Raw genomic sequence first — 25,027 nt, 5'->3', positions numbered from 1 at the left:
ATCAGCCCTCCTGGCCGAGCAGCGGCTCGGTGGTTTGCCGGCGCAGCTTGCGTTGCCAGCAGAACAGCGCGGCCAGCAGCACCAGGGGAATCCAGCAGAGGAACAGGTTGCCCAGCCCGACGAAATGGCTGATCGCCCCGCCAAGCAGCGCGCCGGAAAAACTGCCAGACATGGACGCCAGGTTGAACAGCCCGGAAATCTTGCTCTTGTCCATGGCGTGCTCGCCCAGTTGGGCCATGTTCACCAGGTGGATCAGCGCCGCCGCCGCGCTGAGCAGTACGCCGCCCAGGGCCAGTAGCCAGTAATCGCGGGCAATGCCCAGCAGCAGCAGGGCGGCGAGCGCCGCGCCGAGACTGCCGACATAGGCCAGCTTGCGGCCGCTGCGTTCGATCAGGTAGCCGAAGCCGAACAGGCCGAGCACCGAGGCCAGGCCCTGGATCATCACCAGGCTCACCGCCTGGCCTTGCGAGAGGCCGGCGACTTCCATCGCCAGCAGCAGGATGAAGGTGCCGAACAGCGCGCTGGTGGCAGCGCTGAGCAGTTCGACCAGGCAACTCTCGGCGATCTCGACGTTGGCCAGCATGACGCCGACCTGTTGCAGCAATCCGCCGGTGGCGGCGGCCACGGGGATGTCTTCACTGGGCGCTTCGCCTTCCCAGAAACCGAGGCTGTAGAAAGCCATCAGGCCAAAGCACAGGCCGATGGCAGCAAAGCCCCAGGTGAAGCTCGCCGTGCCGCTCAGCCAGTTGCCCAGCAGCGGTCCGAGCAGGCCCATGCCGAGGGTCAGCGAGCCGCGATACCAGCCGGCCTTGTCGTTGCCGATGCGCTTGAGCTGACGCAGGAAGGCGCTGTTCATGGCGACAATGCGGAACGGGATGCACAGGCCGATCAGCAGGCGCGCAGCGGCCAGCCACAACCAGCCGCCGAACAGCGGGATGGCCAGGTTCAGCAGCATCGGCCCGAGGCTGGCGAGGAAGTACACCCGGCGCGCGCCGAAGCGCGCAATGACGAAGCCGGCCGGCAGGGTCAGGATCACCATGCCGAGGGCCTCCATGGCCGAGATGATGCCGATCTGCATGGCGTTGGCACCGATGCTGATGGCGTAGAGCGTGGTGACGATCTTCGCCATGCCGATGGTGGCGCCACTGAAGGCCGCCAGCAGCATGAAGTTGAGCAGGAAGGCGCCAGGCCGCGCCGCGCTAGATGGCGACATCGATCTTCCCCAGCAGGGCTTCCAGCGGGCGCGGGTCGATCCAGTCGTCGACGCTGAAGTTGTCGCCGATGAATTCCCAGCGCTGGAGGAACGCGGTGAGATCGCGTAGCGCGTTGATCGAGCGCTCGGCGAGGTTGGTCTGCAGGCGCAGGTGCGCGTCTTCGCCGTAGGCGCTGGCGACCCAGAACTCGCTGGTGTTCAGCTCGCGGGCGAGGAAACGACGGGTTTCTTCCGGGTGTGCCCAGGCCCATTGCTCGGCGCGCAGCACGGTATCGAGCACCAGCACGGCGGCGTCGAAGTGCTCGTCCAGCAGTTGCTGGTCGACGGTCAGGGTGCGTGGCGTGCCGATGTTGGAGCGCACCAATGGCTCGGGGTGCGAGCCGACGTCCATCACCACGTGCAGGCCGAATTCGTGGGCCAGCTGCAGGCCGTGGGCGCCCTTGAGGAAGATCGCGTCGATGTCGCCGCGCAGCAGGCCGATCAGCTCGTTGTTGCGCTGCACCACGCGGTTGCCCTTGAGCGCCACCTGGGCGCCGAACACGTGGCGCACCGGATCGTCGCTGAAGGTGCCGCCGTAGGGGTAGTCCACCAGCTCGACGTCGCGCACCTCCAGGCCTTCCAGGCGCAGGGCGTTTTCCAGGCCGCGCAGGCTCTGGGCGCGGGTGAAGTCGATCTGCACGTTGGCCCACTTCGGCAGGCCGAAGCGCCGGTGGCGCAGGTCGCGGATGCTGCGCACGCCGCTGTCCGGCGCGCTGACGATCAACTGCACCTCGTCGCTCCACGACAGCCCGACCACCCGCGTGCGTGCGCCGCTGGCGCGGGCCCAGAGGGCCGGGATGTTGCCACCGTGGCGGACGGAGTAGGGCAGGTGATGGTCGAAATGCGCTTCGCGCACCTCGCGCTCGGACGACTCGCGCAGCGACTGGATGCGCGTGCCGAACGGGCGGAAGGCCTGGGCCAGGCGCCCGGATTCGACGGCAATGCCGAGGCCCGTGGGAACGGGGCTGTGGGTGTACCAGAGGGTTTCCAGCGGTGTGCTCATGGGGACTCGGAGTTCAATGGCTCCCCTCTCCCCCCAGCTTGTTGAGAGGGCGGAGAGGGGCTGGGGGAGAGGGCTCGCCCTCGTGACGTTGATCAGCCGGTTTTCTGTGCCAGGCGGCTGCGCAGGGCTTCCAGCGGGCGCGGGTCGATCCATTCGCGCACGTCGAAGCGCGCCGGGATGAAGTTCCAGCGCTGCAGGAAGTCGGTGAAGTCCTGCAGGGCGAGGATCGAGCCTTCGTCCAGGTTGGTGCGCAGGCGCAGGTGGGCATCCTCGCCATAGGCGCTGGCGACCCAGAATTCGCTGCTGTTGGTCTCCCGCGCCAGGTAGCGGCGGGTGTCGTCCGGGTGCTGGTGCGCCCAGTCCTCGGCGCGCAGTACCGAGGCGAGGATCGCGGTGGCGGCGTCGGGGTGTTGCTCCAGCAGGTTGAGGTCGACGCTCAGGGTGCGCGGCGTGCCGTTGTTGGAGCGGATCAGCGGCTCCGGATGCGCGCCGGTGTCGATCACCGTGTGCAGGCCGAACTGCTGCGCCAGCTGCACGGCGTGGGCACCCTTGAGGAAGATCGCGTCCACTTCGCCACGCAGCAGGCCGACCAGCTCTGGGTTCTGCCCATTGCGCCGGCGGCTGCCGCCGTGGCCGGTGATGCCGACGATGTTGCCCGGTGCCTCGTCGCTGAAGGTGCCCTTCAGGCTGAAGTCCACCAGTTCCAGGTCGCGCACTTCCAGGCCTTCCAGGCGCAGGGCGTTTTCCAGGCCGCGGATGGCCTGGGCGCGGGTGAAGTCGATCTGCGCGCCGCTCCAGTCCGGCAGGCCGAAGCGCCGGCCTTTCAGGTCGCGCACGCTACGGATGCCGCTCTCGGCGGTGGTCAGGATCAGTTGTGCTTCATCGGCCCAGGACAGGCCGATCACGCGGGTTTCGCGGCCGCTGGCACGGGCCCAGATGGCCGGGATATTGCCGCCGTGGCGTACCGAGTTCTGCAGGGTATGGTCGAAGTGCGACTCGCGCACCGCCTGGTCGGAAGACTCGCGCAGCGACTTGATCTGCGTGCCCTGCTCGGCCAGGGACTCTTCCAGCCAGCCTTTCTGCACGGCGATGCCAAGGCCCGTGGGAACCGGGCAACGGGTGTACCAGAGGGTATCGAGGGGACGGGACATGTGCAGCTCCTTGTGGGTCAGGCGCGGGCCTTGAGTTCGTGGACGTCGGCGCGTTTGCCCTGCACCAGCGGCAACACTTCCTGGCCGATGCGCAGGGCTTCTTCCAGGTGCGGATTGCCGGCGAGGATGAAGGTGGAAAAGCCGGCGTCGCGGTATTCGGCGAGGCGTTCGGCGACGTTCTCGTGGCTGCCGACGAGACCTATGGTCGGTCCCGGCTTGGCCTTGCCGAAGCCGGCCCAGAGGTTGGGGCCGAGGATCAGGTCGTCGAAGCGCTCGACGTTCTGGTGGTAGGCGGTCTGCCGTGCGGCACCGACAGAATCCGAGCCGGTGGCGAAGTTCTTGATGAAGGCGCTGGTGCGCGCGTCGATGCGCTCGTACTGGCGGCGCAGTTCGCTCCAGGCGGCCTCTTCGGTCTCGCGGGCGAACAGGTCGATGCGGATGCCGAAGCGGATTTCGCGGCCTTGCTTGTCGGCCAGCTCGCGCACGCGCTCCAGGTGCGGTTTGAGCTTGTCGATGGGCTCGGCCCAGTTCAGGTAGACGTCGGCGTGTTTCGCCGCGACGTCCAGCGCCGGGTCGGAGAAGCCGGAGAAGTACACGCCCGGCTTGCGCACGTTGCGCAGCGCGATGGGCAGCGAACCGCTCTCCAGCTGGTAGATATCGCCCTGGTAGGAGAACTGCTCGTTCTTCCACAGGCCGTCGATGATGTCGAGGAACTCGCCGGTACGCTGGTAGCGCTTGTCGTGCTCGAGGAAGTCGCCGTTGGCACGCTGGCTGGCGGGGTTGCCGCCGGTGATGATGTTCCACTCCAGGCGGTCGCGGGACAGGTGCTGGAGGATCGCTGCCTGCTGCGCGGCGTAGGCCGGCAGGGTCCAGGCGGCCTGGAAGGCGATCAGGAACTTGATCCGGCGGGTCTCGCGGGCCAGGGCGGCGGCGGCGATCCACGGCTCCGGGCCGGTGGGCAGCAGCGCGCCCTCGAAACCGGCGATCTCGGCGGCCTTGGCCACCTGGGCGATGTAGTCGATATAGGTGAAGCCGTCCGGCTCGCCATTGGGCAGGCGGCCCGGGGCGATGTTGCCGGGGCGCTCGATGTGGCTGCCGCGGTTGTTCTTGTCCGAGGCGAGATAGGGACCGTCGCTGCCCAGCGGCAGTCGCCAGAAGAATTCGGTGCTCATGGGCTTGCTCCTTTGCTTGGCGGGGGCAGCGTCGTGCTGCTCGTGCAAGGTCTTGAGCAAGGGCTGTGCCCAAAGGCTGAAGGCCGCGCGGGACGAGGCTTTCAGGCTGGCGTGCTGCTCTGGCAGCAGGGCGTTTGTCTGTACAGCAGCAGTGCGGCAGCAGGGGATGCTGGGCGGGCAGCAATTTCGCCGGTGTTCGGGCCGTTTCAGCCTTCCTGATTGTCCTAGTGATCCGTAATTGGCTGATTTGGTTAAGTATTTTTGGGTGGCACAAGTCCTGCTCAGTCACCGGAACACCGCCGCGCGGTTCACCCACCCCCGACTGCCAGGAGGCATTCCATGTCCACCCTCGACCCGAAACTCGCCAACCAGCTCGAACAGGTCCGTCGCGACTTCGCCAAGGCCTTCCGTGTGCTCAAGGAAAGCCGCACCCTCACCGCCACCAATACCTACCAGGCCTACGTGCGGGTGCCCGACAGCGACCAGGTGATCGCCGTCCATGCGCCCAATCCCTGGGCCGACGACCAGGAGATCCGCGCAGTGGTCGCGACCTATGACGGCGACGTGATCCTCGACGAAAGCATCCCCGGCGCGACCCCGCTCAGCGGCCGTGGCGCAGGGGGCAACGGCAAGCGCTACGCAGCGATCTTCCAGGCGCGCCCGGAAGTTAACGTGGTGATCCACGTGCACACGGCCTACCTCGGCGGCTGGGCCAGCGCCCACCGCGTGCTGCCGATCCGCTATGCCGCCTCGCAGCGCGTGACACTGGCCCGTGAGCTGCCGATCTACATCGACCGTCGCCAGCCCGAGCCGCTGTTCATCCTCGACAAGCTCGCCGAGAACCCGCACATCCCGGCCATCCTCGAAGCCAACGGCGGCGCGACCTTCTGGGGTGAAGACCTGATCAAGGCCTCCAAGCTGATCCTGCTGATCGAGGAAGGCGCCTACTTCCAGGGCCTGGCCGAAGGCCTCGGCGGCTCTCAGGAATTCGGCCCCGGCGTGCTGGAACAGCAGTGGAAGATGACCGGCCTCTGGGAGCAGGGCCAGAAGCTGCTGGGTGCAGCGGCCTGAGTTTCTGCCCGGCATGAAAAAGCCCTCTTGCGAGGGCTTTTTCATGGAAACTCAGCCGCCAGCGCGCCTCCGTGCGGCACGCTCGAAAACGCTCTCCGCCCACTGGTTCAGGCTCTTGCCGGAGGCCTTCGCCGCAATCGCGGCGGCGGCGTGAACTTCCGGCCGGATGCGCAGCATGATCTTGCCGGACGCCGGCTTCTCGGGTTCAACGCCGCGCGCTGCACAATCGGCGAGGTAGTCTTCTACTGCCTCCTGCAAGGCATGGTGCAGTCCGCCCACGCTATCGGCATGGAAGCTGACGATGTCGTGCACCCCCAGCAGACGGCCGACGAAGAGATCGTCGCGGTCGTCGAACTCGATTCGGGCGGTGTAACCCTTGTAGGTCATTTGGCTCATGCTTCCACTCCGGCCCGGCGCAGGAATTCCCGGGCTTCCTCGACCTGGTAGCGCTTGGCTTCCTTGCCCGGATGCGGGCGATGGCAGCGCCAGGTCTGTCCTTGCAGAACCAGCTTGATCCGTGAACCCTCCCGCTCTTCGACAATGCCGCCCAAGTGGCGGATCAGGGCTTCGATATCCGCAAAGACTATTGCCGCACTGGTTGGCGTGCGAAAGATCATGGTGAGGGTTTTTCGATGGCGGTTCTGCATTCGAAAATGCTATCGCTGAATGATAGCATTTTCTGTCCGTGACCCGCCCACGATCCGAGTGAACCCTCGAGATTTCCTGTAGGAGCGAACTCCGTCCGCAATCGGCATCCAGCGCGATGCGGACTCATCGCGGACGGAGTCCGCTCCTACGCACAGGTCATGGTTTGGCGGCGACGGAGGGCCCCGCGCTGCGCTGCCAGAAACTCTCCAACTGCAGGTTCTTCAATCCCTGCTCGACGAACTTCGGTTCCAGCAGATCATCCACCTTCACCGCGTTACGGATGAGTTTCGCCTTCAGGCTGTAGGCGATGCCGTCGGTGTAGTGCTGGCGCAGGGCGTCGTCGTAGAGGGGGGAGAAGTGCGCGGGCCACGGCTCGCCGGAGACCTCGCGCTGCAGCACGCTCAACGGCACGCCGGAGCGCGACTGGGCTTCCTGGTACGCCGCCTGGTTGGCGTCCTGGGAGACCCACCAGGCGGCCTTCAGGTAGGCGTCCACCACCAGTTGGGTGAGGTCGGGGTGGTCCTTGACGAAATCCCGCGCACCCCAGACTTCGGCGCGCATCTTCCAGTCGGCCGGCGCTTGCTTGCTCGACCAGATCACGCGGCCGACCTGCTTGTCTTCCAGCAGGAAGGCATCGCTCAGGGTGAAGAAGGCGTCCACCCGCCCGGCGCTCAGCGCGGCGGCGCCGGCCTGCGGGTTGAGGTTGAAGATGCGGAAGTCTTCGAAGCCCAGGTGGTTGGCTTCCAGCAGCTTGGCGAACGACAGCTCCCAAGGCCGACCCCGGTGCAGGGCGATGCGCTGGCCCTTGAGGTCGGCGATGGATTTCGCCGTGGAGCCCGGTGGCACCACCAGGTAGACGTTGTTGCCGATGCCTCCGGGGACGATCAACTGGGTGTTCACGCCCGAGGCGTTGGCGATGATCGACGGCAGGTCGCCGTAGAAGGCGAAGTCGATGCGTTTGTTGGCGAACTCCTCGTTGACGAAGGTGCCCACCGAGCCGGTGGTGGCGGGCACCCATTCCAGCTTGATGTTGCGTTGGGCCAGTTGCTGCTCCAGCCATTTGTCGCGGTCGATCACCGAGGCGGGGCCGTTGAAGGTGATCTGGCCCGCGTTGGCGTAGGCCACCGTGGCGATGCGCAGGGTGGTCGGTTGCTCGGCGGCCAGGGCGTGGCCCGCGAGCAGCGCGGCGGCGGCTGGTAGCAACCGGCGCAACGCGCGATGCAGAAGGTTCATGGAGATTACCTCGCTCAGAAGTCGGTGGTGACCGAGACGCCGAAGGTGCGCGGGTCGCCGTACATGACGGCCGCCGTCTGGTAGCCAGTGGGCAGGGTGTGGTTGCGGTATTCCTTGTCGGTGAGGTTGTTCACGTAGGCAGTGATGCGCGTGGTCTCGCCGGGCAGTTCGTAGGTCACCCGCGCGTTGCCCAGGGTGTAGCCGCCGGTGCGCATGTTGGCGCTCTGGTCGTTGGTGAAGAAGTACTGGCGACTACGGGTGTTCCAGTCGGTGCCGAGGATCACCGCGCCGCCGACGTTCAGCGGGATGCGGTAGTCGGCGCCGATCACCGCCGAGACGCTGGGCGCGCGGACGAAGTGGTTGCCGGAGTAGTCGTCATTGCCCGAGGTGTAGTCGGTGAACTCGGTGTGCAGCAGGCCCAGGCCGAAGTTGACGTGGAGGTTCTGCACCGGGATGGCTTCCAGTTCGAACTCGGCGCCGTAGGCTTCGCCCTGGGCGCCGTTGGCCAGGCGCGAAACGGTCTGGTTGTTCACCGCGGTGACGATGTTGAGCTGGATGTCCTTGTAGTCGTAGTAGAAGACGCTGGCGTTGGCATTCAGGCGACCGTCGAACCACTCCGACTTCAGGCCCAGCTCGTAGGAGGTTAGGTATTCCGGATCGACCTTGGCCACTGTGGCCTGGCTAGTGACGCCGGCGTTGTAGCCGCCGGAGCGGAAGCCACGGGCATAGCGGAAGTAGGCGCGGGCGTTGTCGGAAATCCGGTACTCCGGCGTCAGGTCCCAGCTGTAGTCGCTCCAGGTGTTGCTCTCGTCCTGGGTGGCATTGACGATCAGCGGCGAGTCGATGTTGCCCGGCTGCCACCAGTGGCCGTCGCCGAAGCTGGCGGCGCCGCGGTTGACCAGGCGCTCCAGGTCGATGTCCTTGGTCTCGCGGGTCCAGCGCAGGCCGGCAGTGACGTTGAAGTCGTCGGTGAAGTTGTAGGTGGTGCTGCCGAAGATGGCGTAGCTCTCGGTCTTCTGGTCGTAGCTGACGTTGTTGTAGTAGCTGGGGACGTAGACGTTGGGCAGCGCCGCGTTGGCGTTCTTCGACTGCAGGTCTTCGTTGAAGTAGTGGAAGCCCAGCACCCAGTTCAGCCGGTCGCTGCGCGGCGAGGCCAGGCGCAGTTCCTGCGACCACTGCTGGCTGTCGGCGTAGCTGTAGCTGCGCTGCAGTTCCAGCGGGGTGTTGTCGCTGTCGGTCCAGCCGTCGCGGGTGAAGTGCTCGAAGGCGGTGATGGAGGTCAGTTCCAGGTCGCCCAGTTGCCAGACCAGGTTGAGGTTGCTGCCGGCCTGGTCGATCTCGGCCTGGTACTTGGCGTTGAAGTTGGCCTTGCCCAGCTTCGGGTCGATGGAATAGCCGAACTGGTTGGTGCCATCCGGGCGGGTGCCGTAGCTCACGGTGTTGTAGCTGGCGGTGTCGTGGTAGTGGCGGGCATGGACGTTGAGGTTGGCGTCGAGGTTGTCGTTGACCCGCGCGGCGAGTTGCAGGCGCACGGCGTCGTCTTCCAGCGCACCCTTGTCGTCGCCGTCATTGATGTTCTCGGTGTAGCCGTCGCGGCCCTGGTGATGGAAGGACAGGCGCCCGGCGAGCTTGTCGTCCACCAGCGCGTCGCTCACCGCGCCCTCGACGATGCGGTTGGCGTAATTGCCCATGTCGACCTTGAAGTAGCCCTCGGGGCTGAAGGTCGGCTTGCGCGAAATAAAGTTGATCGCGCCACCGGTGGTGTTCTTGCCCCACAGCGTGCCCTGCGGGCCGCGCAGTACTTCCACGCGCTCCTGGTCGAACAGCGGGAAGCCGGTGGCGCTGATGTTGGCGATGTACACATCGTCGACGTAGATGCCGATCGGGCTGACCGTGTTGGCGCCCTGGTCACCGGTGCCCAGGCCGCGAATCCACCAGCGCGGGCGACCGTGCCCGTCGGTGGTGCCGGCGGAGGCGTTGGGGGTGTAGCGGGTGACTTCGCTGGCCGATTGCAGGGAGGCGTCGCGGATCTTCTCGCCGCTGAGTACGGTGATCGGCGCCGGTACTTCCTGCACCGACTCCTCGCGCTTCTGTGCGGTGACCACCACCTTGCCGAGGGTCGGCGCGGCGCTGGTTTCTTCGGTTTTTGGCGTATCGCCGTCGGTCGCGTGGACGACGACGCTGGCCAGGCTCGCCAGGATGGCAAGGGAAAGGGTACTGCGTTTGAACATGGTGTCCCCAGGGGCGGCGAAAGGACGACTGGCTCTGTGGTGCTCGGTCGTCGCCGCAAGGCATCAAGCTGTTATTGCGTTGCTCTTGTGCTGGCTCACGCGTGATGAAGGCCGAAAGGCTGCCGGGGACATCGCAACTTCCGTACCGTTTTCTCGCTGATGGATAAGCTACTGATAGAAAAGAGATTTTATTGGGTGGTGTGATCGCTGTGCTGCTGGGGCAACACTCCATGCTGGGCCGTCGCTGCCTGGGCAGCAGTGGGGCAGCAGAGTTGCACGGCTTTCGTCGCAGTGCCGCTGGAACGCAATGTGCAGCTGATAAGCTGGTCTCTTGAAAACCCTGGAGTTGGCAATGAACACGCTCTTGCCGGAGCAACCCCTGCAACGCTTCCCGCGCAACCTGCGCGGCCGCGATTTCGTGGTGGGGGATGTGCACGGCCATTTCGAATTGCTGCAGCGTCTGCTCGACCGGGTCGGATTCGATCCGGCCGCTGACCGCCTGTTCGCTGCTGGCGACCTGGTGGATCGCGGGCCCTATTCGCCGCAGGTGCTCGACTGGCTGGCCAAGCCCTGGTTCGCCTCGGTGCGCGGCAACCACGAGCAGCTGGTGATCGACGTGGTGCTGGCCGGCGATGACCGCGACCTGCACTTCCGAAATGGCGGCACCTGGTTGTACAAGCTCACGCCGGTAACCCGCGAGCGCATCGCCCGGCGGTTGCAGCAGTTGCCGCTGGTGATCGAAGTCGAACTGGGAGAGGGGCGGCGCGCCGGCATCGTGCATGCCGAGGCGCCGGTCTCACCGGCCTTTCCCGACTGGGACAGCGGCGTTGCCGCACTGGCCGGCGAGTTGGGCGATATCGCCCGGCGCAATGCCGTTGGCCTGGCCATGTGGGCGCGCACGCGGATCGAGAAGGAAGATGCTACCGTCATTGCCGGGCTGGAGCGCCTGTACGTCGGTCATACCGCGCAGAGCGTCGTGCGGCCGCTGGGCAACACCCACTACATCGACACGGGCAGCGGCTATGCCGACGGCTGCCTGAGCATTGTCGACATGCACAGCGGTGAAGTGGAAACGGCGGCCGCGCGCTGAGCGACCGCCGGGGCGATCACTCGCCGCGGATGTACTGTTCCAGTTGCTGGATCAGTTCGGCCTGTTCGGCGATGGCGGCCTTCACCAGGTCGCCGATGGACAGCAGCCCGAGCAGCTCGCCGTTCTCCACCACCGGCAGGTGGCGCAGGTGGCGCTCGGTCATGATGCCCATGCACTTGTCGACGTTCAGGTGGGTGTCCACGGTGATCACCGGCGCGGTCATCACCGCGCTGATCGGCGTGTCTTCCGAGTTGCGCCCCTTGAGCGCCAGGCGCCGGGCGTAGTCGCGCTCACTGAAGAAGCCGACCAGCTGGTTGGCTTCCACCACCGGCAGGCCGCCGAGGTTCTTCTCCGCCATCAGGCGCAGTGCATCGATCACCAGCGCATCCGGGGCGATGGTGTAAACCTGCTGGTCCGCCTTGGCGTTCAACAGCTGAGCCACAGTCTTCATTCCTACCCCCTGTTCGTTATTCACGGCGCGATGCCCGTGGTTCATAGAGAATCGTGGACGAAACGCGATCCGGCAAGGCCGGAAAGCGCCGTCCGCCGTCACGGCAGCGTCATCCTTCCGCGGCGCGACTTATACTGTGATTCCCTTCCCTGTTTCCCCCCACGAAAGACCGGCCATGACTGACGAAGACCTCGACCTCCACGAGCCCGAACACGACCACCTGCTGGACCTCGACGACGACCTCGACGGCCTGCTGGAGGAGGATGCGGCGTTCTTCGAGGACCAGCCCGGCGATCACGAGGAGGAGGACGAGGACCTGGAGGAATACCAGCCCGGGCTGGACGACGATTTGGACTGACCTTCGGACGATATCCGGGCGTCATGATTGGCTGGCAGAATGCTGGCCAGACAATAAAGAGAAAGCACCATGCGCAATGTCACGCTCGCCCTGGCTGTTTCCCTGCTCTGTGGATGCTCTTCGGACGTCCGCCGGGATGACCGCACCGCGCCCATTTCCCTCTACCGCGACACTCGCCACGCGATGGTGGTGAATTTCCAGCCCGACGCCACGGTGGCGGCCAATCCGCGCTGGGGCGCGCTGAAGGCCAGCTGGCGCGAGGCGCTGCGCGACGAGGCAGGATCGGCGGACTACCAGCTCACCGAGCAGGACGGCGAACCGCGCGCCACCGATACGCTGTCAACCCTGGTGGTGATCGAGGTCGGTGCCGACCACAGCGCCAATAATCGCGCGAGCAGCGATGGTGAGGAGTGGATTACCTCCACTGTGCGTTACCACGATGGCCTGACCGGCCAACTGCTTGCCTCCCGCCGCTACGAAAGCGAAGCCGATGGTGACCTGTTCAACTCCATGAGCGCTTCCGAAGTCAGCGCGGTATCCGAGCAGATCGTCGAGGAAATCACCGGCGCCCTGCTGGTGGCCCGTCCCTCGCGCAGCCTGCCGGCGCCACGTCCTGCCACCACGCCAGCGCAGCCGCCCGAGGCGGTCCCGCAACCGCTGGCGCCCACCGCAGCGGAGACCGTCGCCCATGTCTCTCGGCCCCTGACCAAGGAGCAGCGCCTGATGGAGTTGCAGCAGCGCAACCTGCCGTACGAGGAATACCGCGACGAGTACCAGCGGATCATGGGGCGCTGAACGGCCGTCCGCTATCAAGCGATCATCGGCGGCTGCTAGAACCAGCCGCCGCTCGACAGCTCCTGCTCGCAGCTCTTGTACTGGGCGCCGTACTGCGAGGCGCGCGCCTGGACCTTCTGTGAAGTCGTCTTCAGCCACGGCTTGGCGTCATAGCTGCGGTTGCGATAGCCGCCCCAGCCCTCGTGGTAGTTCAAGTACTGGCCGTAGGCATCCCACTTCGAGACGCGATTCACGCTGTAGGTCTTGTTCATGTACCAGCCCATGAAGTCCAGCGCGTCGGCGAAGTCGTCACGGTCGGCGCCCCAGCCTCCCGCCTCCTTCTTGTAGTCCGCCCACGTCTCGTCCTTGGCCTGGGCGTAGCCGTAGGCGGAGCTGACCCGGCCCCAGGGGATGAAGCCAAGGAAGTAATAGCGCGGCGGCAGGGCGTCGTGCTTGAAGGAAGACTCCTGGTACATCATCGCCATCGGCACCTGCACGGTCCCGCCCCAGCGTTTCTGCACTTTCAGCGCCGCTTCGTGCCATTGCGGCTTTTCGCGAAAGATCTCGCAAAGGTTCTCGGGGTGCGCCGGGGGCTTGGTGGCGCACCCGGCAAGGGCCAGGAGCAGAGCTGGCAACAGGAGCCGGAGCATGGGCGGTTTGTCCTTTTCTCGCGCGATGGCGCAAGGCTTATACAGCCTCTGGTGGTGAAGAGGAATCGCACGGCGTCGAGGGTAGCCTCGCCCCTGAAGCCAGTCGGCACGTTCGGTCTGTGGGGAGATAGCGACAGAGGCGCCCTGGAGGTCTGCGGCATCAGCGAAGCTGTTCTGCCAGGTGACTGGATGGCGCCCGGTCAGTCCTGATGGCAAAATGAGGCTATCGATGACAAGGAGGTTGCCGTGCGCCGTATTTCTCTCGCCCTGCTATTGATTGCGCTCACTGCCAGCAGTGGCTGCGCCGTGAAGAAGAACTTCTATGCCTCCGGCGGCAGCCGTGCAGACGGCACTGTCGACCTTGCCTACGACGTTCAGCAGTTCGAACAGCCCGTTGTTGACGTATCGCAAGCCCAGGCCATCGCCAAGTCCAAGTGCCAGGTTTGGGGTTATCAGGATGCCGAGGCCTTTGGCGGTCAGACCCAGCATTGCAACCAGTTCAATGGCTATGGCACCTGCATCGCGGCGCAGATCGTCGTCAAGTACCAGTGCTTGGGCAATCTAGGCAACCAGGTCGGCCAGAATGCTCCCGCGCCTTTGCTGGCGCAGCCACAAGCCCAAAGTAGCGCCTCTGGTTCGTTGAACAAAGCCCAATGGCAACAGCAACAACTGCAGATGCTGCAGTCGACGCCGATGTCCTACGAGGAATACCAGCGCCGCTACCAGCAGATCATGGCCCAGTGAGTCCGGTGTACTGGTGAAAACAGAAAGGCCCGCATCTGCGGGCCTTTTTTGCGGCCTCTCTTGAACGGAGAGGCGAAGAGAATGGCGCACCAGGCGGGATTCGAACCCACGACCCCTGCCTTCGGAGGGCAGTACTCTATCCAGCTGAGCTACTGGTGCGTATGCCGCGGCTGGCGCGGCAGGCGGCAATCATACGCATCTCCCGTGCAGGCGTCCAATGCAGGTACGCTCGTTCACGATATCGAACGAAAACAGCCGCCTGTCGGTAGAAATCCTCCGAAAAGCCCCTGCAACCTGATACCTTCGTTGGTTTTGTCGAACGAGCTATTGCCCTTTGCAGTCGAGGGCCCTAGGATTCGTTTGAGATTTCAAACGCCTCCCCATCACAACAACAGGAGACCGGAGAATTGGCATCACACCAGCCGGCCATCAGCCTGCGGGATGACAGTCTTCCGTTGCACCCACCGCATGTCCCTTGTGACAGGTCTCCGTGCGGCTTCCGTCGATCAGCGTACCGGAAGGTTGTAGGGCAGTCGTACTCCTGGGCCGAGCCTGGGAACCTGTGCGTGAACGAGTTCAACCAGACCGGGCAATGACCCCGGCCTGCGTTTTTCCGTGTCCGCATGCCGAGCGAACTAAGAGCCGTTCGCCTGGCGTCGCCTCCCAGCCGAGGCGGCATTCGTCTCCGGCGTCGATACTGATCGGCCGGAGCGAATGAACGGCAGAGACTGCGGTCTCTCCCATCCAGACAACAAGGCAGGCGGGGACTCGAGGCAGACCCGCCGTCCACAGGCTTTCCTCGAAAGGAGACAGGTCATGCAACTCAATGATGCCAAGCTGTTCCGCCAACAGGCTTACATTGACGGTTCCTGGGTCGACGCCGACAACGGCAAGACCATCAACGTGAACAACCCGGCCACCAACGAGATCATCGGCACCGTGCCGAAGATGGGCGCCGACGAGACCCGTCGTGCCATCGAAGCTGCCGACAAGGCCCTGCCGGCCTGGCGTGCGCTGACCGCCAAGGAACGCGCCAACAAGCTGCGCAAGTGGTTCGACCTGATGATCGCCAACCAGGACGACCTGGCTCGCCTGATGACCATCGAACAGGGCAAGCCGCTGGCCGAAGCCAAGGGCGAGATCGCCTACGCCGCCTCCTTCCTCGAGTGGTTCGGCGAAGAAGCCAAGCGCATCTACGGTGACACCATTCCGGGCCACCAGCCCGACAAGCGCATCATCGTGATCAAGCAGCCGATCGGCGTGACCGCGGCTATCACTCCGTGGAACTTCCCGTCCGCGATGATCACCCGTAAAGCCGGTCCGGCCCTGGCCGCTGGCTGCACCATGGTGCTCAAGCCTGCCTCGCAGACCCCGTACTCCGCCCTGGCCCTGGCCGAGCTGGCCGAGCGCGCCGGTATTCCGAAGGGCGTGTTCAGCGTCGTCACCGGCAGCGCCGGCGAAGTCGGCGGTGAGCTGACCAGCAACCCGATCGTGCGCAAGCTGACCTTCACCGGCTCCACCGAGATCGGTCGCCAACTGATGGCCGAATGCGCCAAGGACATCAAGAAAGTGTCCCTGGAACTGGGCGGCAACGCTCCGTTCATCGTGTTCGACGATGCCGACCTGGACGCCGCCGTCGAAGGCGCGCTGATCTCCAAGTACCGCAACAACGGCCAGACCTGCGTCTGCGCCAACCGCCTGTACGTTCAGGACGGCGTGTACGACGCCTTCGTCGAGAAGCTGAAGGCTGCCGTGGCCAAGCTGAACATCGGCAACGGCCTGGAGCAGGGCGTCACTACCGGCCCGCTGATCGATTCCAAGGCGGTTGCCAAGGTCGAAGAGCACATCGCCGACGCCGTCTCCAAGGGCGCCAAAGTCCTCACCGGCGGCAAGCCGCACAGCCTGGGCGGCACCTTCTTCGAGCCGACCATCCTGGTCGACGTACCGAAGAGCGCCCTGGTGTCCAAGGACGAAACCTTCGGCCCGCTGGCGCCGGTGTTCCGCTTCAAGGACGAGGCCGAAGTCATCGCCATGTCCAACGACACCGAGTTCGGCCTGGCTTCCTACTTCTACGCCCGCGACCTGGCCCGCGTGTTCCGCGTCGCCGAGCAGCTGGAATACGGCATGGTGGGCATCAACACCGGCCTGATCTCCAACGAAGTCGCGCCGTTCGGCGGCATCAAGGCCTCGGGCCTGGGCCGTGAAGGTTCGAAGTACGGCATCGAGGACTACCTCGAAGTCAAATACCTCTGCCTCGGCGGTATCTGATCCGTTTTTTCCGTGGGCGCGGGGTGGCAGGCAAGAGCTGACAGCCACCTTCGCGTCGGCGTTTTCCGGTGGTAGCACCGGACAACCCGTCTGGCGGGCCGCAAGTTCCACGACAGTCGATCATCGTATGCTGTCGTGTGTGGCTTCTCCCCGCTTTCATCCTTTGATCCGGTCGCCCGATGAGCGGCCACTGAGGAAGCTATGAGCAAAACCAACGAATCCCTGCTGCAACGTCGTCAGGCCGCCGTACCGCGCGGTGTAGGCCAGATCCACCCGGTCGTCGCCGAGCGCGCCGAGAACTCCACCGTGTGGGACGTCGAAGGTCGTGAGTACATCGACTTCGCCGGCGGCATTGCCGTACTGAACACCGGCCACCTGCACCCGAAAGTGGTTGCCGCCGTTCAGGAGCAACTGACCAAGCTGACCCACACCTGCTTCCAGGTGCTGGCGTACGAGCCCTACATCGAGCTGGCCGAAGAAATCGCCAAGCGCGTTCCGGGCAACTTCCCGAAGAAGACCCTGCTGGTCACCTCCGGCTCCGAAGCCGTTGAGAACGCCGTCAAGATCGCCCGTGCCGCCACCGGCCGCGCTGGCGTGATCGCCTTCACCGGCGCCTACCACGGCCGTACCATGATGACCCTGGGCCTGACCGGCAAGGTCGTTCCGTACTCCGCTGGCATGGGCCTGATGCCGGGCGGCATCTTCCGCGCCCTGGCTCCGTGCGAACTGCACGGCGTGAGCGAAGACGAGTCCATCGCCAGCATCGAGCGCATCTTCAAGAACGACGCCCAGCCGCGTGACATCGCTGCCATCATCATCGAGCCGGTTCAGGGCGAAGGTGGCTTCTACGTCAACTCCAAGGCCTTCATGCAGCGCCTGCGCGCCCTGTGCGACGAGCACGGCATCCTGCTGATCGCTGACGAAGTACAGACCGGCGCTGGCCGTACCGGCACCTTCTTCGCCACCGAGCAATTGGGCATCGTTCCGGACCTGACCACCTTCGCCAAGTCCGTTGGCGGTGGCTTCCCGATCTCCGGTGTTTCCGGTAAAGCCGAAATCATGGACGCCATCGCTCCGGGCGGTCTGGGCGGCACCTACGCCGGTAGCCCGATCGCTTGCGCCGCGGCCCTGGCCGTGCTGAAAGTGTTCGACGAAGAGAAGCTGCTGGAGCGTTCGCAAGCCGTTGGCGAGAGCCTGAAGGCTGGTCTGCGCGACATCCAGGCCAAGCACAAGGTCATCGGCGACGTTCGTGGCCTGGGTTCGATGATTGCCATCGAGCTGTTCGAAGGCGGCGATCACAACAAGCCGGCCGCTGAACTGGTCAGCAAGATCGTGGTTCGTGCCCGTGAGAAAGGTCTGATCCTGCTCTCGTGCGGTACCTACTACAACGTGATCCGCTTCCTGATGCCCGTCACCATTCCGGACGCGCAACTGGAAAAAGGCCTGGCCATCCTGGCTGAGTGCTTCGACGAACTGGCCTGAGCCTCATCGCTCTAACGGTTCAAGAAAAAGGCCCGCGCAAGCGGGCCTTTTTCTTTTGTGTGTTTTCCTTGTGAGAATTGTTCGCCGAAGTTGATGGCGCGCATGGGAAAGCTCGTAGGCTTTGGACTACGCTGCGCTGTACCCGAAGGCCGTTGGCCGGCGGCATCCGAAGGACCGGGCACTCGGCAAGGAAGGCTCTGGATCGGTTGTTTCCGCCTGCGACGGCACACGTCCCGAGCGAGGTGTGATCCATGAGCGTTTCTCCCGGCGTGCTGGTCGCTGCCAGCGACCCCTGGAGCCGCGAGCTGCTCGGCCAACTGGTGCTGAGCGTGCGTTGCGACGCAAGCGTCGAATACTGCGAAGACGGTGACACGGCCATCGAGGCCTGCCGCCGCTACCCGTTCGCCCTGATCCTGGCTGAACGCGAACTGCCTGGCAGCGACGGTCTGGAATTGTTGCGCCACGTGCGCATGCGCCGCCGCGGGCCGGTCGCCCAGCCGTTCATCCTGATCAGCTCCAAGGCCGATGCCGCCAGCGTGCGCGCCGCCTTGCCGTTGGCGCCCACGGCCTACCTGGTCAAGCCCTTCAACGCCGAGAACCTGCGCGAACGACTGCGCTCCCTGCTGTTGGCGCCGGGCGAGAATGTCGTATGCGAGCTGCCGACCCTGGAGCAGAGCCTGTCGCTGGAGCGTTTCCTGCAGACCGAACGCGACGCCACCGAGGGTGCGCCGCTGATGGGGGAGGTGGGTGCGGCGGTGAATCGCTGCATGGAGGCCAGCGACATCAACCTGGAGATGCTCGATCAGGAGTTCGGCCATGACCCTCAGATCACCGCCTGCCTGATCTCCGCCGCTAACAGTGCTGCGCGGCATGTCGGCATGCCGTGCCAGACGCTGATGCAGGCGCTGTCGCGACTGGGTGTGGCGCAGGCGTTGAACCTGATGCTGGCAGTGGCGCTGCAGCGCGCCGCGACTCTTTCTGATCCGCTGCTGCAAGAGCGCGCGGAGCGCTTCTGGGAATTGTCCCGGCACACCGCCGACGGTGCGTTTGCCTTGGCCGAGTCGCTGGGAGCCGATGCGGACCGTTGCTTCACCGCCGGCCTGCTGCACTGCTTGGGCGATCTCGCGCTGTTGCGCAGCCTGCAGGACTGGCACAGCGCCGGTGGTGAGCTGGGTGAGGCGGATGTGGACAAGGCCCTGAACGAGCACGGTGCGAGCTTCGGCTCCGCCTTGCGCACCCGCTGGCGCCTGCCGCTGGAGCTGCGCAACTTGATCGCCGCTGCCTACGCCATCGACAACGGTGTGTTCAGCCGCGAGGCGTTGATCGTCAATCTGGCCGCCAGCGCGGCGCGTCTGCCGGAAGAGGAGCTGCCCAGGCTCAAGGATCACAAGGCCGCGCGCATGCTGCAACTGACGCCAGCGCAGCTGGGCTACCTGGGTCGGACCTGAGCGTTCAGGACGTGTAGTAGTACTTCTTCGCCCACGCGTAGGGTCGCTGCCGCTCGATACACCAGTCGACGAAGGAGCCTTCGGGTGCCGCCGAGTAGGCTAGCCAGTCGTTCAGCATGGCGGCGAGTTGCACCGCTTCCTCGGTGTGGCGAACGTAGGGGCGGGCATCCGGTGCTTCCTCGACCAGCTGGGTCACCGTTTCAAGTGCTGCACGCGCCTCGGCCGGTTCGCCGATGAAGAATCCTTCATCGAGATGATGCATGGCGTAGTCCGCCGCGCCCAGGGCGAAATCGATCAGTCGGTAGCGAACTGCGACATCGTCCGAGGCGGCCGCCAGCGCCCGGCGCAGGAGATCGCCATCATTCTGCAGCAGCCCCAGCCAGCGTAGCGGCGCGTGCGCCGTCGGTTCGCCGTCGATCCAGGTTTGTAGCGTCGGGAGCAGGAAGCGCGCGAGCAGCGGCTGGGCGAGGAACTGGTGGGCTTCGCGGGTCTGGCTGTGCAGCGTGAGTATCTGCAGGCTCAGCTCGCGGGCTGGCAGGGAATCGGGGGCAGGGGCATTGCGCAGGAACCCTTCCAGGGCGGCAAACGCCTCTCGACGCAGGCCTCGACTGCGGGCGCGGGCGTAATCCGCCAGCGCCTGCAGGCCGGGCAGGCTCGCCAGTTCATCGGCGAGCCGTTCCAGTCCTTCGAAGTTGTCCTGGTTCCAGTAGTACATGCAGCGACGCGCTTAGCGCGCGGCCAGCAGTTCCTTGCCACGAACCACGGCGGCGCGGACCTGGTTCGGTGCAGTGCCGCCGATGTGGTCGCGGGCGTTCACCGAGCCTTCCAGGGTCAGCACGGCGAACACGTCGTCGTCGATCTGGTCGCTGAACTGGCGCAGCTCGTCCAGGCTCATCTCGGCCAGGTCCTTGCCGCTATCCACGCCGTACTTCACCGCGTGGCCGACGATCTCGTGGCAATCACGGAACGGCAGGCCGCGGCGCACCAGGTAATCGGCCAGGTCGGTGGCGGTGGAGAAGCCACGGCGGGCCGCTTCGCGCATGATCTCGCGCTTGGGCTTGATCGCCGGCACCATGTCGGCGAAGGCGCGCAGGCTGTCGCGCAGCGTGTCGGCAGCGTCGAACAGCGGCTCCTTGTCTTCCTGGTTGTCCTTGTTGTACGCCAGCGGCTGGCCCTTCATCAGGGTCAGCAGGCCGGCGAGGTGGCCGAACACGCGGCCGGACTTGCCACGCACCAGCTCCGGTACGTCCGGGTTCTTCTTCTGCGGCATGATCGAGGAGCCGGTGCAGAAGCGGTCGGGCAGGTCGATGAACTGGAACTGGGCGCTGGTCCAGAGCACCAGTTCTTCGGAGAAGCGCGACAGGTGCATCATCGCCACGGCGGCCGCGGCGCAGAACTCGATGGCGAAGTCACGGTCGGACACGCCGTCCAGCGAGTTGCCGGAGATCGCTTCGAATCCCAGCAGTTCGCAGGTGATGGTCCGGTCGATCGGGTAGGTGGTGCCCGCCAGCGCTGCGCTGCCCAGGGGCATGCGGTTGGCGCGCTTGCGGCAATCCACCAGGCGCTCGTAGTCGCGGCTGAGCATTTCGAACCAGGCCAGCAGGTGGTGGCCGAAGGTCACCGGCTGCGCAGTCTGCAGGTGGGTGAAGCCGGGCATGATGGTGTCGGCTTCGGCTTCCGCCAGGCCCAGCAGGCCCTGCTGCAGGCGCGTGATCTCGGCGAGGATCAGGTCGATCTCGTCGCGCAGCCACAGGCGGATGTCGGTGGCTACCTGGTCGTTGCGCGAACGGCCGGTGTGCAGTTTCTTGCCGGTGACACCGATGCGGTCGGTCAGACGCGCCTCGATGTTCATGTGCACGTCTTCCAGGTCGACGCGCCAGTCGAAGGTGCCGGCCTCGATCTCGTTCTGGATCTGCTTGAGGCCGTCGATGATGGTGTCGCGCTCGGCGTCGCTCAGCACGCCAACCTTGGCCAGCATGGTCGCGTGGGCCATGGAGCCCATGATGTCGTGGCGGTAGAGGCGCTTGTCGAAGTCGACGGAAGCGGTGAAGCGGGCGACAAAGGCATCGACGGGCTCGCTGAAGCGGCCGCCCCAGGACTGGTTGGTCTTCTCTACGCTCATGGATCTCTCTCGCTGAAACGGGCAGGCGCGGCGCGCGGCCTGCATGAAGGGCAAAGTGCGACGATAATAGCAGGCTGAAGGACAAAACCGGCGGCGCTTTGGCGGGTTGCGGCAGGGCAGTGGCGGTGAATCGTCGCAGGGCCCGTGGCCGATCTTTGCGCTGCCCGACAATTCCTGGCTTTTGGTCGCACGCGGCGCTTGCCGCCGTGCAGGCGCTTACGGAAACTGCGTCGATGCCCAGACTGACGAAGACCGGCGACAAGCCGGCGCCCAACGAAGACTTCTTCATCCCCGAACTCTGCCAGCCCGAAGCGCTGTTCAGCCTGGTGCTGCTCGCCGAGTTGCTGGTGCTCGTGCTGGTGCTTGCCGAGCCGATGACGCCCAGCTTCAACTGGGTGCGCCTGGCGCTGTCCTCGTTGTTCGTGCAATGGATCGTGCTGCTCTCGGCCGGCCTGTTGTGCCAGTTGCGGCCGTTCATGGCGCGCTGGCCGGCGTGGTTCTCCGGTCTGCTCAGCTGCGCGCTGGTAGTTCTGCTGACGCTGGGTTGCACCTGGGTGGCCGATTATTTCTCCCTCGGCGGCCCTATGAACCGCACTGGTGAGGTCAACCTCTACCTGCGACATGCGTTGATTGCGCTCATCATGTCCACGCTGTTGCTACGCTACTTTTATCTCCAGAGCCAATGGCGACGGCAGGAACAGGCGGAGCTGCGGGCGCGGATCGAATCGCTGCAGGCGCGTATCCGTCCGCATTTCCTGTTCAACAGCCTCAACAGCATCGCCAGCCTGATCGAGATCGATCCGGGCAAGGCCGAGCTGGCGGTGCTGAATCTTTCGGACCTTTTTCGTGCCAGCCTGGCCAAACCTGGAACATTAATTTCCTGGGGAGAGGAACTTGAGCTGGCCAGACGCTATCTTTCCATTGAGCAGTTCCGTCTTGGCGACCGGTTGCAGATGGATTGGCAGGTGAGCGGCGTGCCCGATGGCGTGCCGATTCCCCAGCTGACACTGCAGCCATTGCTCGAGAACTCATTGATTTATGGCATCCAGCCGCGCATCGAAGGCGGGCTGGTGAAAGTTGAGGCGGACTACCGTGACGGTGTGTTCCAGCTCTGTGTGAGCAACCCGTACGACGAATCGACCGAGACCCTGCCCACGAAGGGGACCAAGCAGGCCCTGCAGAATATTGCAGCGCGACTTGCGGCACTTTTCGGGCCAAAAGCTAGTCTCAGCGTCGAGCGCCGTGACGGACGGCACTTCACCTGTCTACGCTATCCATGTGCGCGTCTCATGCAGGAAGCCTGAGCTTATGAATGTCCTGATCGTCGATGACGAACCCCTGGCGCGAGAGCGCCTGGCCCGGCTGGTGGGGCAACTGGACGGCTATCGCGTCCTCGAGCCATCCGCCAGCAACGGCGAAGAAGCGCTGACGCTGATCGACAGCCTGAAGCCGGATATCGTCCTGCTGGATATCCGCATGCCCGGCCTGGACGGGCTTCAGGTGGCGGCCAAGCTGTGCGAGCGCGAAGCCCCGCCGGCGGTGATTTTCTGTACCGCCCATGATGAATTCGCCCTGGAGGCGTTCCAGGTCAGTGCGGTCGGCTACCTGGTCAAACCGGTGCGCAGCGAGGACCTGGCCGACGCCTTGAAGAAAGCCTCGCGGCCCAACCGCGTGCAACTGGCGGCGTTGACCAAGCCCCCGGCGGCTGGCGGCCCCGGCCCGCGCAGCCACATCAGCGCGCGGACCCGCAAGGGGATCGAGCTGATTCCGCTGGAAGACGTGATCTTCTTCATTGCCGACCACAAGTACGTGACCCTGCGCCACGCCGGCGGCGAAGTGCTGCTGGACGAGCCGCTGAAGGCGCTGGAAGACGAGTTCGGTGACCGCTTCGTGCGTATCCACCGCAACGCGCTGGTCTCCCGCGAGCGTATCGAGCGCCTGCAGCGCACCCCGCTGGGGCACTTCCAGCTGTACCTGAAAGGACTCAATGGCGATGCGCTGACCGTCAGCCGCCGCCATGTCGCCGGGGTCCGGCGACTGATGCACAACCTGTAGCGACACAGTGCCGCAGCGCTTGAAGCCCGGGGGGCGGCCCCCGGGCTTTTCGTTTGCGTGAGCTGTTATCATGCGGGCACTTTCTTGCACGCTTCCTTTGCCTGGAAATGCCCATGTCTCGCGAAATCCGTATCGCCACGCGCCAGAGCGCCCTGGCACTCTGGCAGGCCGAATACGTCAAGGCCCGCCTGGAACAGGCCCATCCCGGCCTGACCGTGACCCTCCTGCCGATGACCAGCCGCGGCGACAAGCTGCTGGACGCGCCGCTTGCGAAAATCGGTGGCAAGGGCCTGTTCGTCAAGGAGCTGGAAACCGCCCTGCTGGAGAACGAAGCGGACATCGCCGTGCACTCCATGAAGGACGTGCCGATGGACTTCCCCGAAGGCCTGGGCCTGTACTGCATCTGCGAACGTGAAGACCCGCGTGACGCCTTCGTCTCCAACACCTTCGCGAGCCTGGATGACCTGCCTGCCGGCAGCGTGGTCGGCACCTCCAGCCTGCGCCGCCAGGCCCAGCTGCTGGCCAGTCGTCCCGACCTGCAGATCCGCTTCCTGCGTGGCAACGTCAACACCCGCCTGGCCAAGCTCGACGCCGGCGAGTACGACGCCATCATCCTCGCCGCCGCCGGCCTGATCCGCCTCGGCTTCGAAGACCGCATCCGCTCCTCCATCAGCGTCGAAGCCAGCCTGCCGGCCGGTGGACAGGGCGCGGTGGGCATCGAGTGCCGCACTGCCGACGCGGAAATACACGCCCTGCTGCAGCCGCTGCATCATCGCGAGACCGCCCTGCGCGTCACCGCCGAGCGCGCGCTGAACAAGCGCCTCAATGGCGGCTGCCAGGTGCCCATCGCCTGCTATGCCATCCTTGAAGGCGACCAACTGTGGCTGCGCGGCCTGGTTGGCCAGCCCGACGGCACCGAACTGCTGCGCGCCGAAGCCCGCGCTCCCTTCGCCGAAGCCGAGACCCTCGGCGTGAAGGTCGCGGAAGACCTGCTGGGCCAGGGCGCCCAGGAAATTCTCAATGCGGTCTACGGCGAGGCCGGTCACCCGTGAGCCGTTGGCGGCTGCTGCTGACCCGTCCCGAAGAGGATTGCGCGGCGCTCGCCGCCACCCTCGCCGAGCATGGCATCCACGGCGACTGCCTGCCCTTGCTGGCGATCACGCCGCGCGAAGAGACACCCGTCGAGCGCAGCCTGATCCTTGACCTGGACCGTTACTGCGCGGTTATCGTGGTCAGCAAGCCGGCGGCGCGCCTGGGCCTGGAGCGGCTCGACCGCTACTGGCCGCAACCGCCGCTGACCCAGCGATGGTTCACTGTCGGCGCCGCCACGGCGGCTATCCTCGAAGACTACGGTCTGGATGTGGTCTGCCCGCAGGATGGCGACGACAGCGAAGCCTTGCTGGCCCTGCCGGCGTTCGAGCAGGTCCTGCAGGTGCATGATCCGAAGGTGCTGATCATGCGCGGCGAGAGTGGCCGAGAATTTCTTGCTGAGCGCCTGCGCGGCCAAGGCGTGGCGGTCGACTATCTGGAACTCTACCGGCGCGAAATGCCGGCCTACGCTGAGGGCGAGTTGCTGCGGCGAATTCAGTCGGAGCGTTTGAACGCCATTGCGGTCAGTAGTGGGCAGGGGCTGGAGCACCTGCAACAGCTTGCGGCGGAGGATTGGCCGCAGGTGAGTGCGATGCCGCTGTTCGTGCCCAGCCCGCGTGTGGCTGAGCAGGCGCGGGAGATGGGTGCGCAGCGGGTGATCGATTGTCGGGGCGCCAGCGCTGTGGCACTGATGGAGGCGCTGAGAAGCGCCGAATAGAACAATTTCTGAGCGAA

The 25,027-nt window shown here is 65.2% G+C and carries 24 protein-coding genes and 1 tRNA gene; 12 read left to right on the top strand and 13 right to left on the bottom strand.

What is annotated here, in order from left to right:
* Position 1 precedes the first annotated feature (1 nt).
* The 4 genes from FAS41_RS00760 to FAS41_RS00745 form a co-directional block, all read right to left on the bottom strand.
* Positions 2–1,213, bottom strand: coding sequence for an MFS transporter (locus FAS41_RS00760; protein ID WP_138519814.1), 1,212 nt, complete (start codon positions 1,211–1,213; stop codon positions 2–4).
* Positions 1,200–2,255: an ABC transporter substrate-binding protein gene (locus tag FAS41_RS00755; RefSeq protein WP_138519813.1), complete on the bottom strand. Its 1,056-nt coding sequence runs from the start codon at positions 2,253–2,255 to the stop codon at positions 1,200–1,202. The genes FAS41_RS00760 and FAS41_RS00755 overlap by 14 nt, the downstream gene beginning before the upstream one ends.
* A 92-nt stretch (positions 2,256–2,347) precedes the next feature.
* Entirely contained in the window at positions 2,348–3,406 is a 1,059-nt protein-coding gene (locus FAS41_RS00750; protein ID WP_138519812.1) for an ABC transporter substrate-binding protein, read from the bottom strand.
* Between the two features lie 17 nt (positions 3,407–3,423).
* A complete protein-coding gene (locus tag FAS41_RS00745) occupies positions 3,424–4,578 on the bottom strand; it encodes an LLM class flavin-dependent oxidoreductase (protein WP_138519811.1) in 1,155 nt (384 codons plus the stop codon).
* Between the two features lie 339 nt (positions 4,579–4,917).
* On the opposite strand from FAS41_RS00745, the gene FAS41_RS00740 reads away from it, so the two are divergent.
* On the top strand, positions 4,918–5,649 hold the full coding sequence (locus FAS41_RS00740; RefSeq protein ID WP_138519810.1) for a class II aldolase/adducin family protein: 732 nt from the start codon (positions 4,918–4,920) through the stop codon (positions 5,647–5,649).
* 51 nt (positions 5,650–5,700) lie between these two features.
* On the opposite strand, the gene FAS41_RS00735 is transcribed toward FAS41_RS00740, so the two are convergent.
* From FAS41_RS00735 to FAS41_RS00720, 4 genes are all read right to left on the bottom strand, one after another.
* The gene (locus FAS41_RS00735) at positions 5,701–6,045 is read right to left on the bottom strand and encodes a type II toxin-antitoxin system HicB family antitoxin (protein WP_138519809.1); all 345 of its coding nucleotides are present in this window, start codon (positions 6,043–6,045) and stop codon (positions 5,701–5,703) included.
* The gene (locus FAS41_RS00730; RefSeq protein WP_138519808.1) at positions 6,042–6,296 is read right to left on the bottom strand and encodes a type II toxin-antitoxin system HicA family toxin; all 255 of its coding nucleotides are present in this window, start codon (positions 6,294–6,296) and stop codon (positions 6,042–6,044) included. Before FAS41_RS00730 ends, FAS41_RS00735 begins: the two co-directional genes overlap by 4 nt.
* 157 nt (positions 6,297–6,453) lie before the next feature.
* A complete protein-coding gene (locus tag FAS41_RS00725) occupies positions 6,454–7,530 on the bottom strand; it encodes an ABC transporter substrate-binding protein (protein WP_138519807.1) in 1,077 nt (358 codons plus the stop codon).
* A 14-nt stretch (positions 7,531–7,544) separates the two neighbouring features.
* Positions 7,545–9,761 carry a TonB-dependent receptor gene (locus tag FAS41_RS00720; protein WP_138519806.1) on the bottom strand — a complete coding sequence of 739 codons (2,217 nt, stop codon included), beginning with the start codon at positions 9,759–9,761 and terminating at the stop codon, positions 7,545–7,547.
* A 352-nt stretch (positions 9,762–10,113) separates the two neighbouring features.
* Here FAS41_RS00720 and FAS41_RS00715 point away from each other — a divergent pair, with 352 nt between their 5' ends.
* The gene (locus tag FAS41_RS00715; RefSeq protein WP_138519805.1) at positions 10,114–10,851 is read left to right on the top strand and encodes a metallophosphoesterase; all 738 of its coding nucleotides are present in this window, start codon (positions 10,114–10,116) and stop codon (positions 10,849–10,851) included.
* A gap of 16 nt (positions 10,852–10,867) precedes the next feature.
* Here FAS41_RS00715 and FAS41_RS00710 read toward each other — a convergent pair whose 3' ends face one another.
* Entirely contained in the window at positions 10,868–11,302 is a 435-nt protein-coding gene (locus FAS41_RS00710; protein WP_081518744.1) for a CBS domain-containing protein, read from the bottom strand.
* A gap of 175 nt (positions 11,303–11,477) precedes the next feature.
* On the opposite strand from FAS41_RS00710, the gene FAS41_RS00705 reads away from it, so the two are divergent.
* Together FAS41_RS00705 and FAS41_RS00700 are read left to right on the top strand one after the other, a co-directional pair.
* Positions 11,478–11,660, top strand: coding sequence for a hypothetical protein (locus FAS41_RS00705; RefSeq protein WP_138519804.1), 183 nt, complete (start codon positions 11,478–11,480; stop codon positions 11,658–11,660).
* A gap of 69 nt (positions 11,661–11,729) precedes the next feature.
* Entirely contained in the window at positions 11,730–12,455 is a 726-nt protein-coding gene (locus tag FAS41_RS00700; protein WP_138519803.1) for a hypothetical protein, read from the top strand.
* A gap of 35 nt (positions 12,456–12,490) precedes the next feature.
* Here the strand turns inward: FAS41_RS00700 and FAS41_RS00695 are convergent, their stop codons facing one another.
* Positions 12,491–13,084 carry a transglycosylase SLT domain-containing protein gene (locus FAS41_RS00695; protein ID WP_138519802.1) on the bottom strand — a complete coding sequence of 198 codons (594 nt, stop codon included), beginning with the start codon at positions 13,082–13,084 and terminating at the stop codon, positions 12,491–12,493.
* A 246-nt stretch (positions 13,085–13,330) separates the two neighbouring features.
* Between FAS41_RS00695 and yecR the strand changes: the two genes are divergently transcribed.
* Complete coding sequence (gene yecR, locus FAS41_RS00690; RefSeq protein WP_246084795.1) at positions 13,331–13,828, top strand: YecR family lipoprotein; 498 nt, start codon at positions 13,331–13,333, stop codon at positions 13,826–13,828.
* 82 nt (positions 13,829–13,910) lie between these two features.
* On the opposite strand, the gene FAS41_RS00685 is transcribed toward yecR, so the two are convergent.
* A tRNA-Arg gene (locus FAS41_RS00685) sits at positions 13,911–13,987 on the bottom strand.
* 657 nt (positions 13,988–14,644) lie between these two features.
* Here FAS41_RS00685 and gabD point away from each other — a divergent pair.
* The 3 genes from gabD (at position 14,645) to FAS41_RS00670 (ending at position 19,026) form a co-directional block, all read left to right on the top strand.
* Entirely contained in the window at positions 14,645–16,096 is a 1,452-nt protein-coding gene (gabD, locus tag FAS41_RS00680; protein ID WP_054910195.1) for an NADP-dependent succinate-semialdehyde dehydrogenase, read from the top strand.
* Positions 16,097–16,297: 201 nt separating this feature from the next.
* Positions 16,298–17,578: a 4-aminobutyrate--2-oxoglutarate transaminase gene (gene gabT, locus FAS41_RS00675; protein ID WP_045213232.1), complete on the top strand. Its 1,281-nt coding sequence runs from the start codon at positions 16,298–16,300 to the stop codon at positions 17,576–17,578.
* Positions 17,579–17,829: 251 nt separating this feature from the next.
* A complete protein-coding gene (locus FAS41_RS00670) occupies positions 17,830–19,026 on the top strand; it encodes an HDOD domain-containing protein (protein ID WP_138519800.1) in 1,197 nt (398 codons plus the stop codon).
* A gap of 4 nt (positions 19,027–19,030) precedes the next feature.
* Here FAS41_RS00670 and FAS41_RS00665 read toward each other — a convergent pair whose 3' ends face one another.
* On the bottom strand, positions 19,031–19,741 hold the full coding sequence (locus FAS41_RS00665) for a hypothetical protein (protein WP_138519799.1): 711 nt from the start codon (positions 19,739–19,741) through the stop codon (positions 19,031–19,033).
* 12 nt (positions 19,742–19,753) lie between these two features.
* Complete coding sequence (argH, locus tag FAS41_RS00660; RefSeq protein ID WP_138519798.1) at positions 19,754–21,148, bottom strand: argininosuccinate lyase; 1,395 nt, start codon at positions 21,146–21,148, stop codon at positions 19,754–19,756.
* Between the two features lie 233 nt (positions 21,149–21,381).
* Here argH and FAS41_RS00655 point away from each other — a divergent pair, with 233 nt between their 5' ends.
* From FAS41_RS00655 to FAS41_RS00640, 4 genes are all read left to right on the top strand, one after another.
* Positions 21,382–22,452, top strand: a complete 1,071-nt coding sequence (locus tag FAS41_RS00655; protein ID WP_138519797.1) for a sensor histidine kinase — start codon at positions 21,382–21,384, stop codon at positions 22,450–22,452.
* Positions 22,453–22,456: 4 nt separating this feature from the next.
* Positions 22,457–23,203 (top strand): alginate biosynthesis regulator AlgR, encoded by a 747-nt coding sequence (gene algR, locus FAS41_RS00650; protein ID WP_017521347.1) that lies wholly within the window; start codon positions 22,457–22,459, stop codon positions 23,201–23,203.
* Between the two features lie 113 nt (positions 23,204–23,316).
* Positions 23,317–24,255, top strand: a complete 939-nt coding sequence (gene hemC, locus FAS41_RS00645; protein WP_138519796.1) for a hydroxymethylbilane synthase — start codon at positions 23,317–23,319, stop codon at positions 24,253–24,255.
* Positions 24,252–25,010: a uroporphyrinogen-III synthase gene (locus tag FAS41_RS00640; protein WP_138519795.1), complete on the top strand. Its 759-nt coding sequence runs from the start codon at positions 24,252–24,254 to the stop codon at positions 25,008–25,010. Before hemC ends, FAS41_RS00640 begins: the two co-directional genes overlap by 4 nt.
* Positions 25,011–25,027 lie beyond the last annotated feature (17 nt).

It is taken from the genome of Pseudomonas nicosulfuronedens, assembly GCF_005877905.1.
Classification (GTDB): Bacteria; Pseudomonadota; Gammaproteobacteria; order Pseudomonadales; family Pseudomonadaceae; genus Pseudomonas; species Pseudomonas nicosulfuronedens.
This window is presented reverse-complemented; position numbering and strand designations above follow the sequence as displayed.

Coding starts and splice junctions, on each gene's coding strand:
- FAS41_RS00760 (WP_138519814.1), bottom strand. CDS start 1,213: ATGTCGCCATCTAGCGCGGCGCGGCCTGGCGCCTTCCTGCTCAACTTC.
- FAS41_RS00755 (WP_138519813.1), bottom strand. CDS start 2,255: ATGAGCACACCGCTGGAAACCCTCTGGTACACCCACAGCCCCGTTCCC.
- FAS41_RS00750 (WP_138519812.1), bottom strand. CDS start 3,406: ATGTCCCGTCCCCTCGATACCCTCTGGTACACCCGTTGCCCGGTTCCC.
- FAS41_RS00745 (WP_138519811.1), bottom strand. CDS start 4,578: ATGAGCACCGAATTCTTCTGGCGACTGCCGCTGGGCAGCGACGGTCCC.
- FAS41_RS00740 (WP_138519810.1), top strand. CDS start 4,918: ATGTCCACCCTCGACCCGAAACTCGCCAACCAGCTCGAACAGGTCCGT.
- FAS41_RS00735 (WP_138519809.1), bottom strand. CDS start 6,045: ATGAGCCAAATGACCTACAAGGGTTACACCGCCCGAATCGAGTTCGAC.
- FAS41_RS00730 (WP_138519808.1), bottom strand. CDS start 6,296: ATGCAGAACCGCCATCGAAAAACCCTCACCATGATCTTTCGCACGCCA.
- FAS41_RS00725 (WP_138519807.1), bottom strand. CDS start 7,530: ATGAACCTTCTGCATCGCGCGTTGCGCCGGTTGCTACCAGCCGCCGCC.
- FAS41_RS00720 (WP_138519806.1), bottom strand. CDS start 9,761: ATGTTCAAACGCAGTACCCTTTCCCTTGCCATCCTGGCGAGCCTGGCC.
- FAS41_RS00715 (WP_138519805.1), top strand. CDS start 10,114: ATGAACACGCTCTTGCCGGAGCAACCCCTGCAACGCTTCCCGCGCAAC.
- FAS41_RS00710 (WP_081518744.1), bottom strand. CDS start 11,302: ATGAAGACTGTGGCTCAGCTGTTGAACGCCAAGGCGGACCAGCAGGTT.
- FAS41_RS00705 (WP_138519804.1), top strand. CDS start 11,478: ATGACTGACGAAGACCTCGACCTCCACGAGCCCGAACACGACCACCTG.
- FAS41_RS00700 (WP_138519803.1), top strand. CDS start 11,730: ATGCGCAATGTCACGCTCGCCCTGGCTGTTTCCCTGCTCTGTGGATGC.
- FAS41_RS00695 (WP_138519802.1), bottom strand. CDS start 13,084: ATGCTCCGGCTCCTGTTGCCAGCTCTGCTCCTGGCCCTTGCCGGGTGC.
- gabD (WP_054910195.1), top strand. CDS start 14,645: ATGCAACTCAATGATGCCAAGCTGTTCCGCCAACAGGCTTACATTGAC.
- gabT (WP_045213232.1), top strand. CDS start 16,298: ATGAGCAAAACCAACGAATCCCTGCTGCAACGTCGTCAGGCCGCCGTA.
- FAS41_RS00670 (WP_138519800.1), top strand. CDS start 17,830: ATGAGCGTTTCTCCCGGCGTGCTGGTCGCTGCCAGCGACCCCTGGAGC.
- FAS41_RS00665 (WP_138519799.1), bottom strand. CDS start 19,741: ATGTACTACTGGAACCAGGACAACTTCGAAGGACTGGAACGGCTCGCC.
- argH (WP_138519798.1), bottom strand. CDS start 21,148: ATGAGCGTAGAGAAGACCAACCAGTCCTGGGGCGGCCGCTTCAGCGAG.
- FAS41_RS00655 (WP_138519797.1), top strand. CDS start 21,382: ATGCCCAGACTGACGAAGACCGGCGACAAGCCGGCGCCCAACGAAGAC.
- algR (WP_017521347.1), top strand. CDS start 22,457: ATGAATGTCCTGATCGTCGATGACGAACCCCTGGCGCGAGAGCGCCTG.
- hemC (WP_138519796.1), top strand. CDS start 23,317: ATGTCTCGCGAAATCCGTATCGCCACGCGCCAGAGCGCCCTGGCACTC.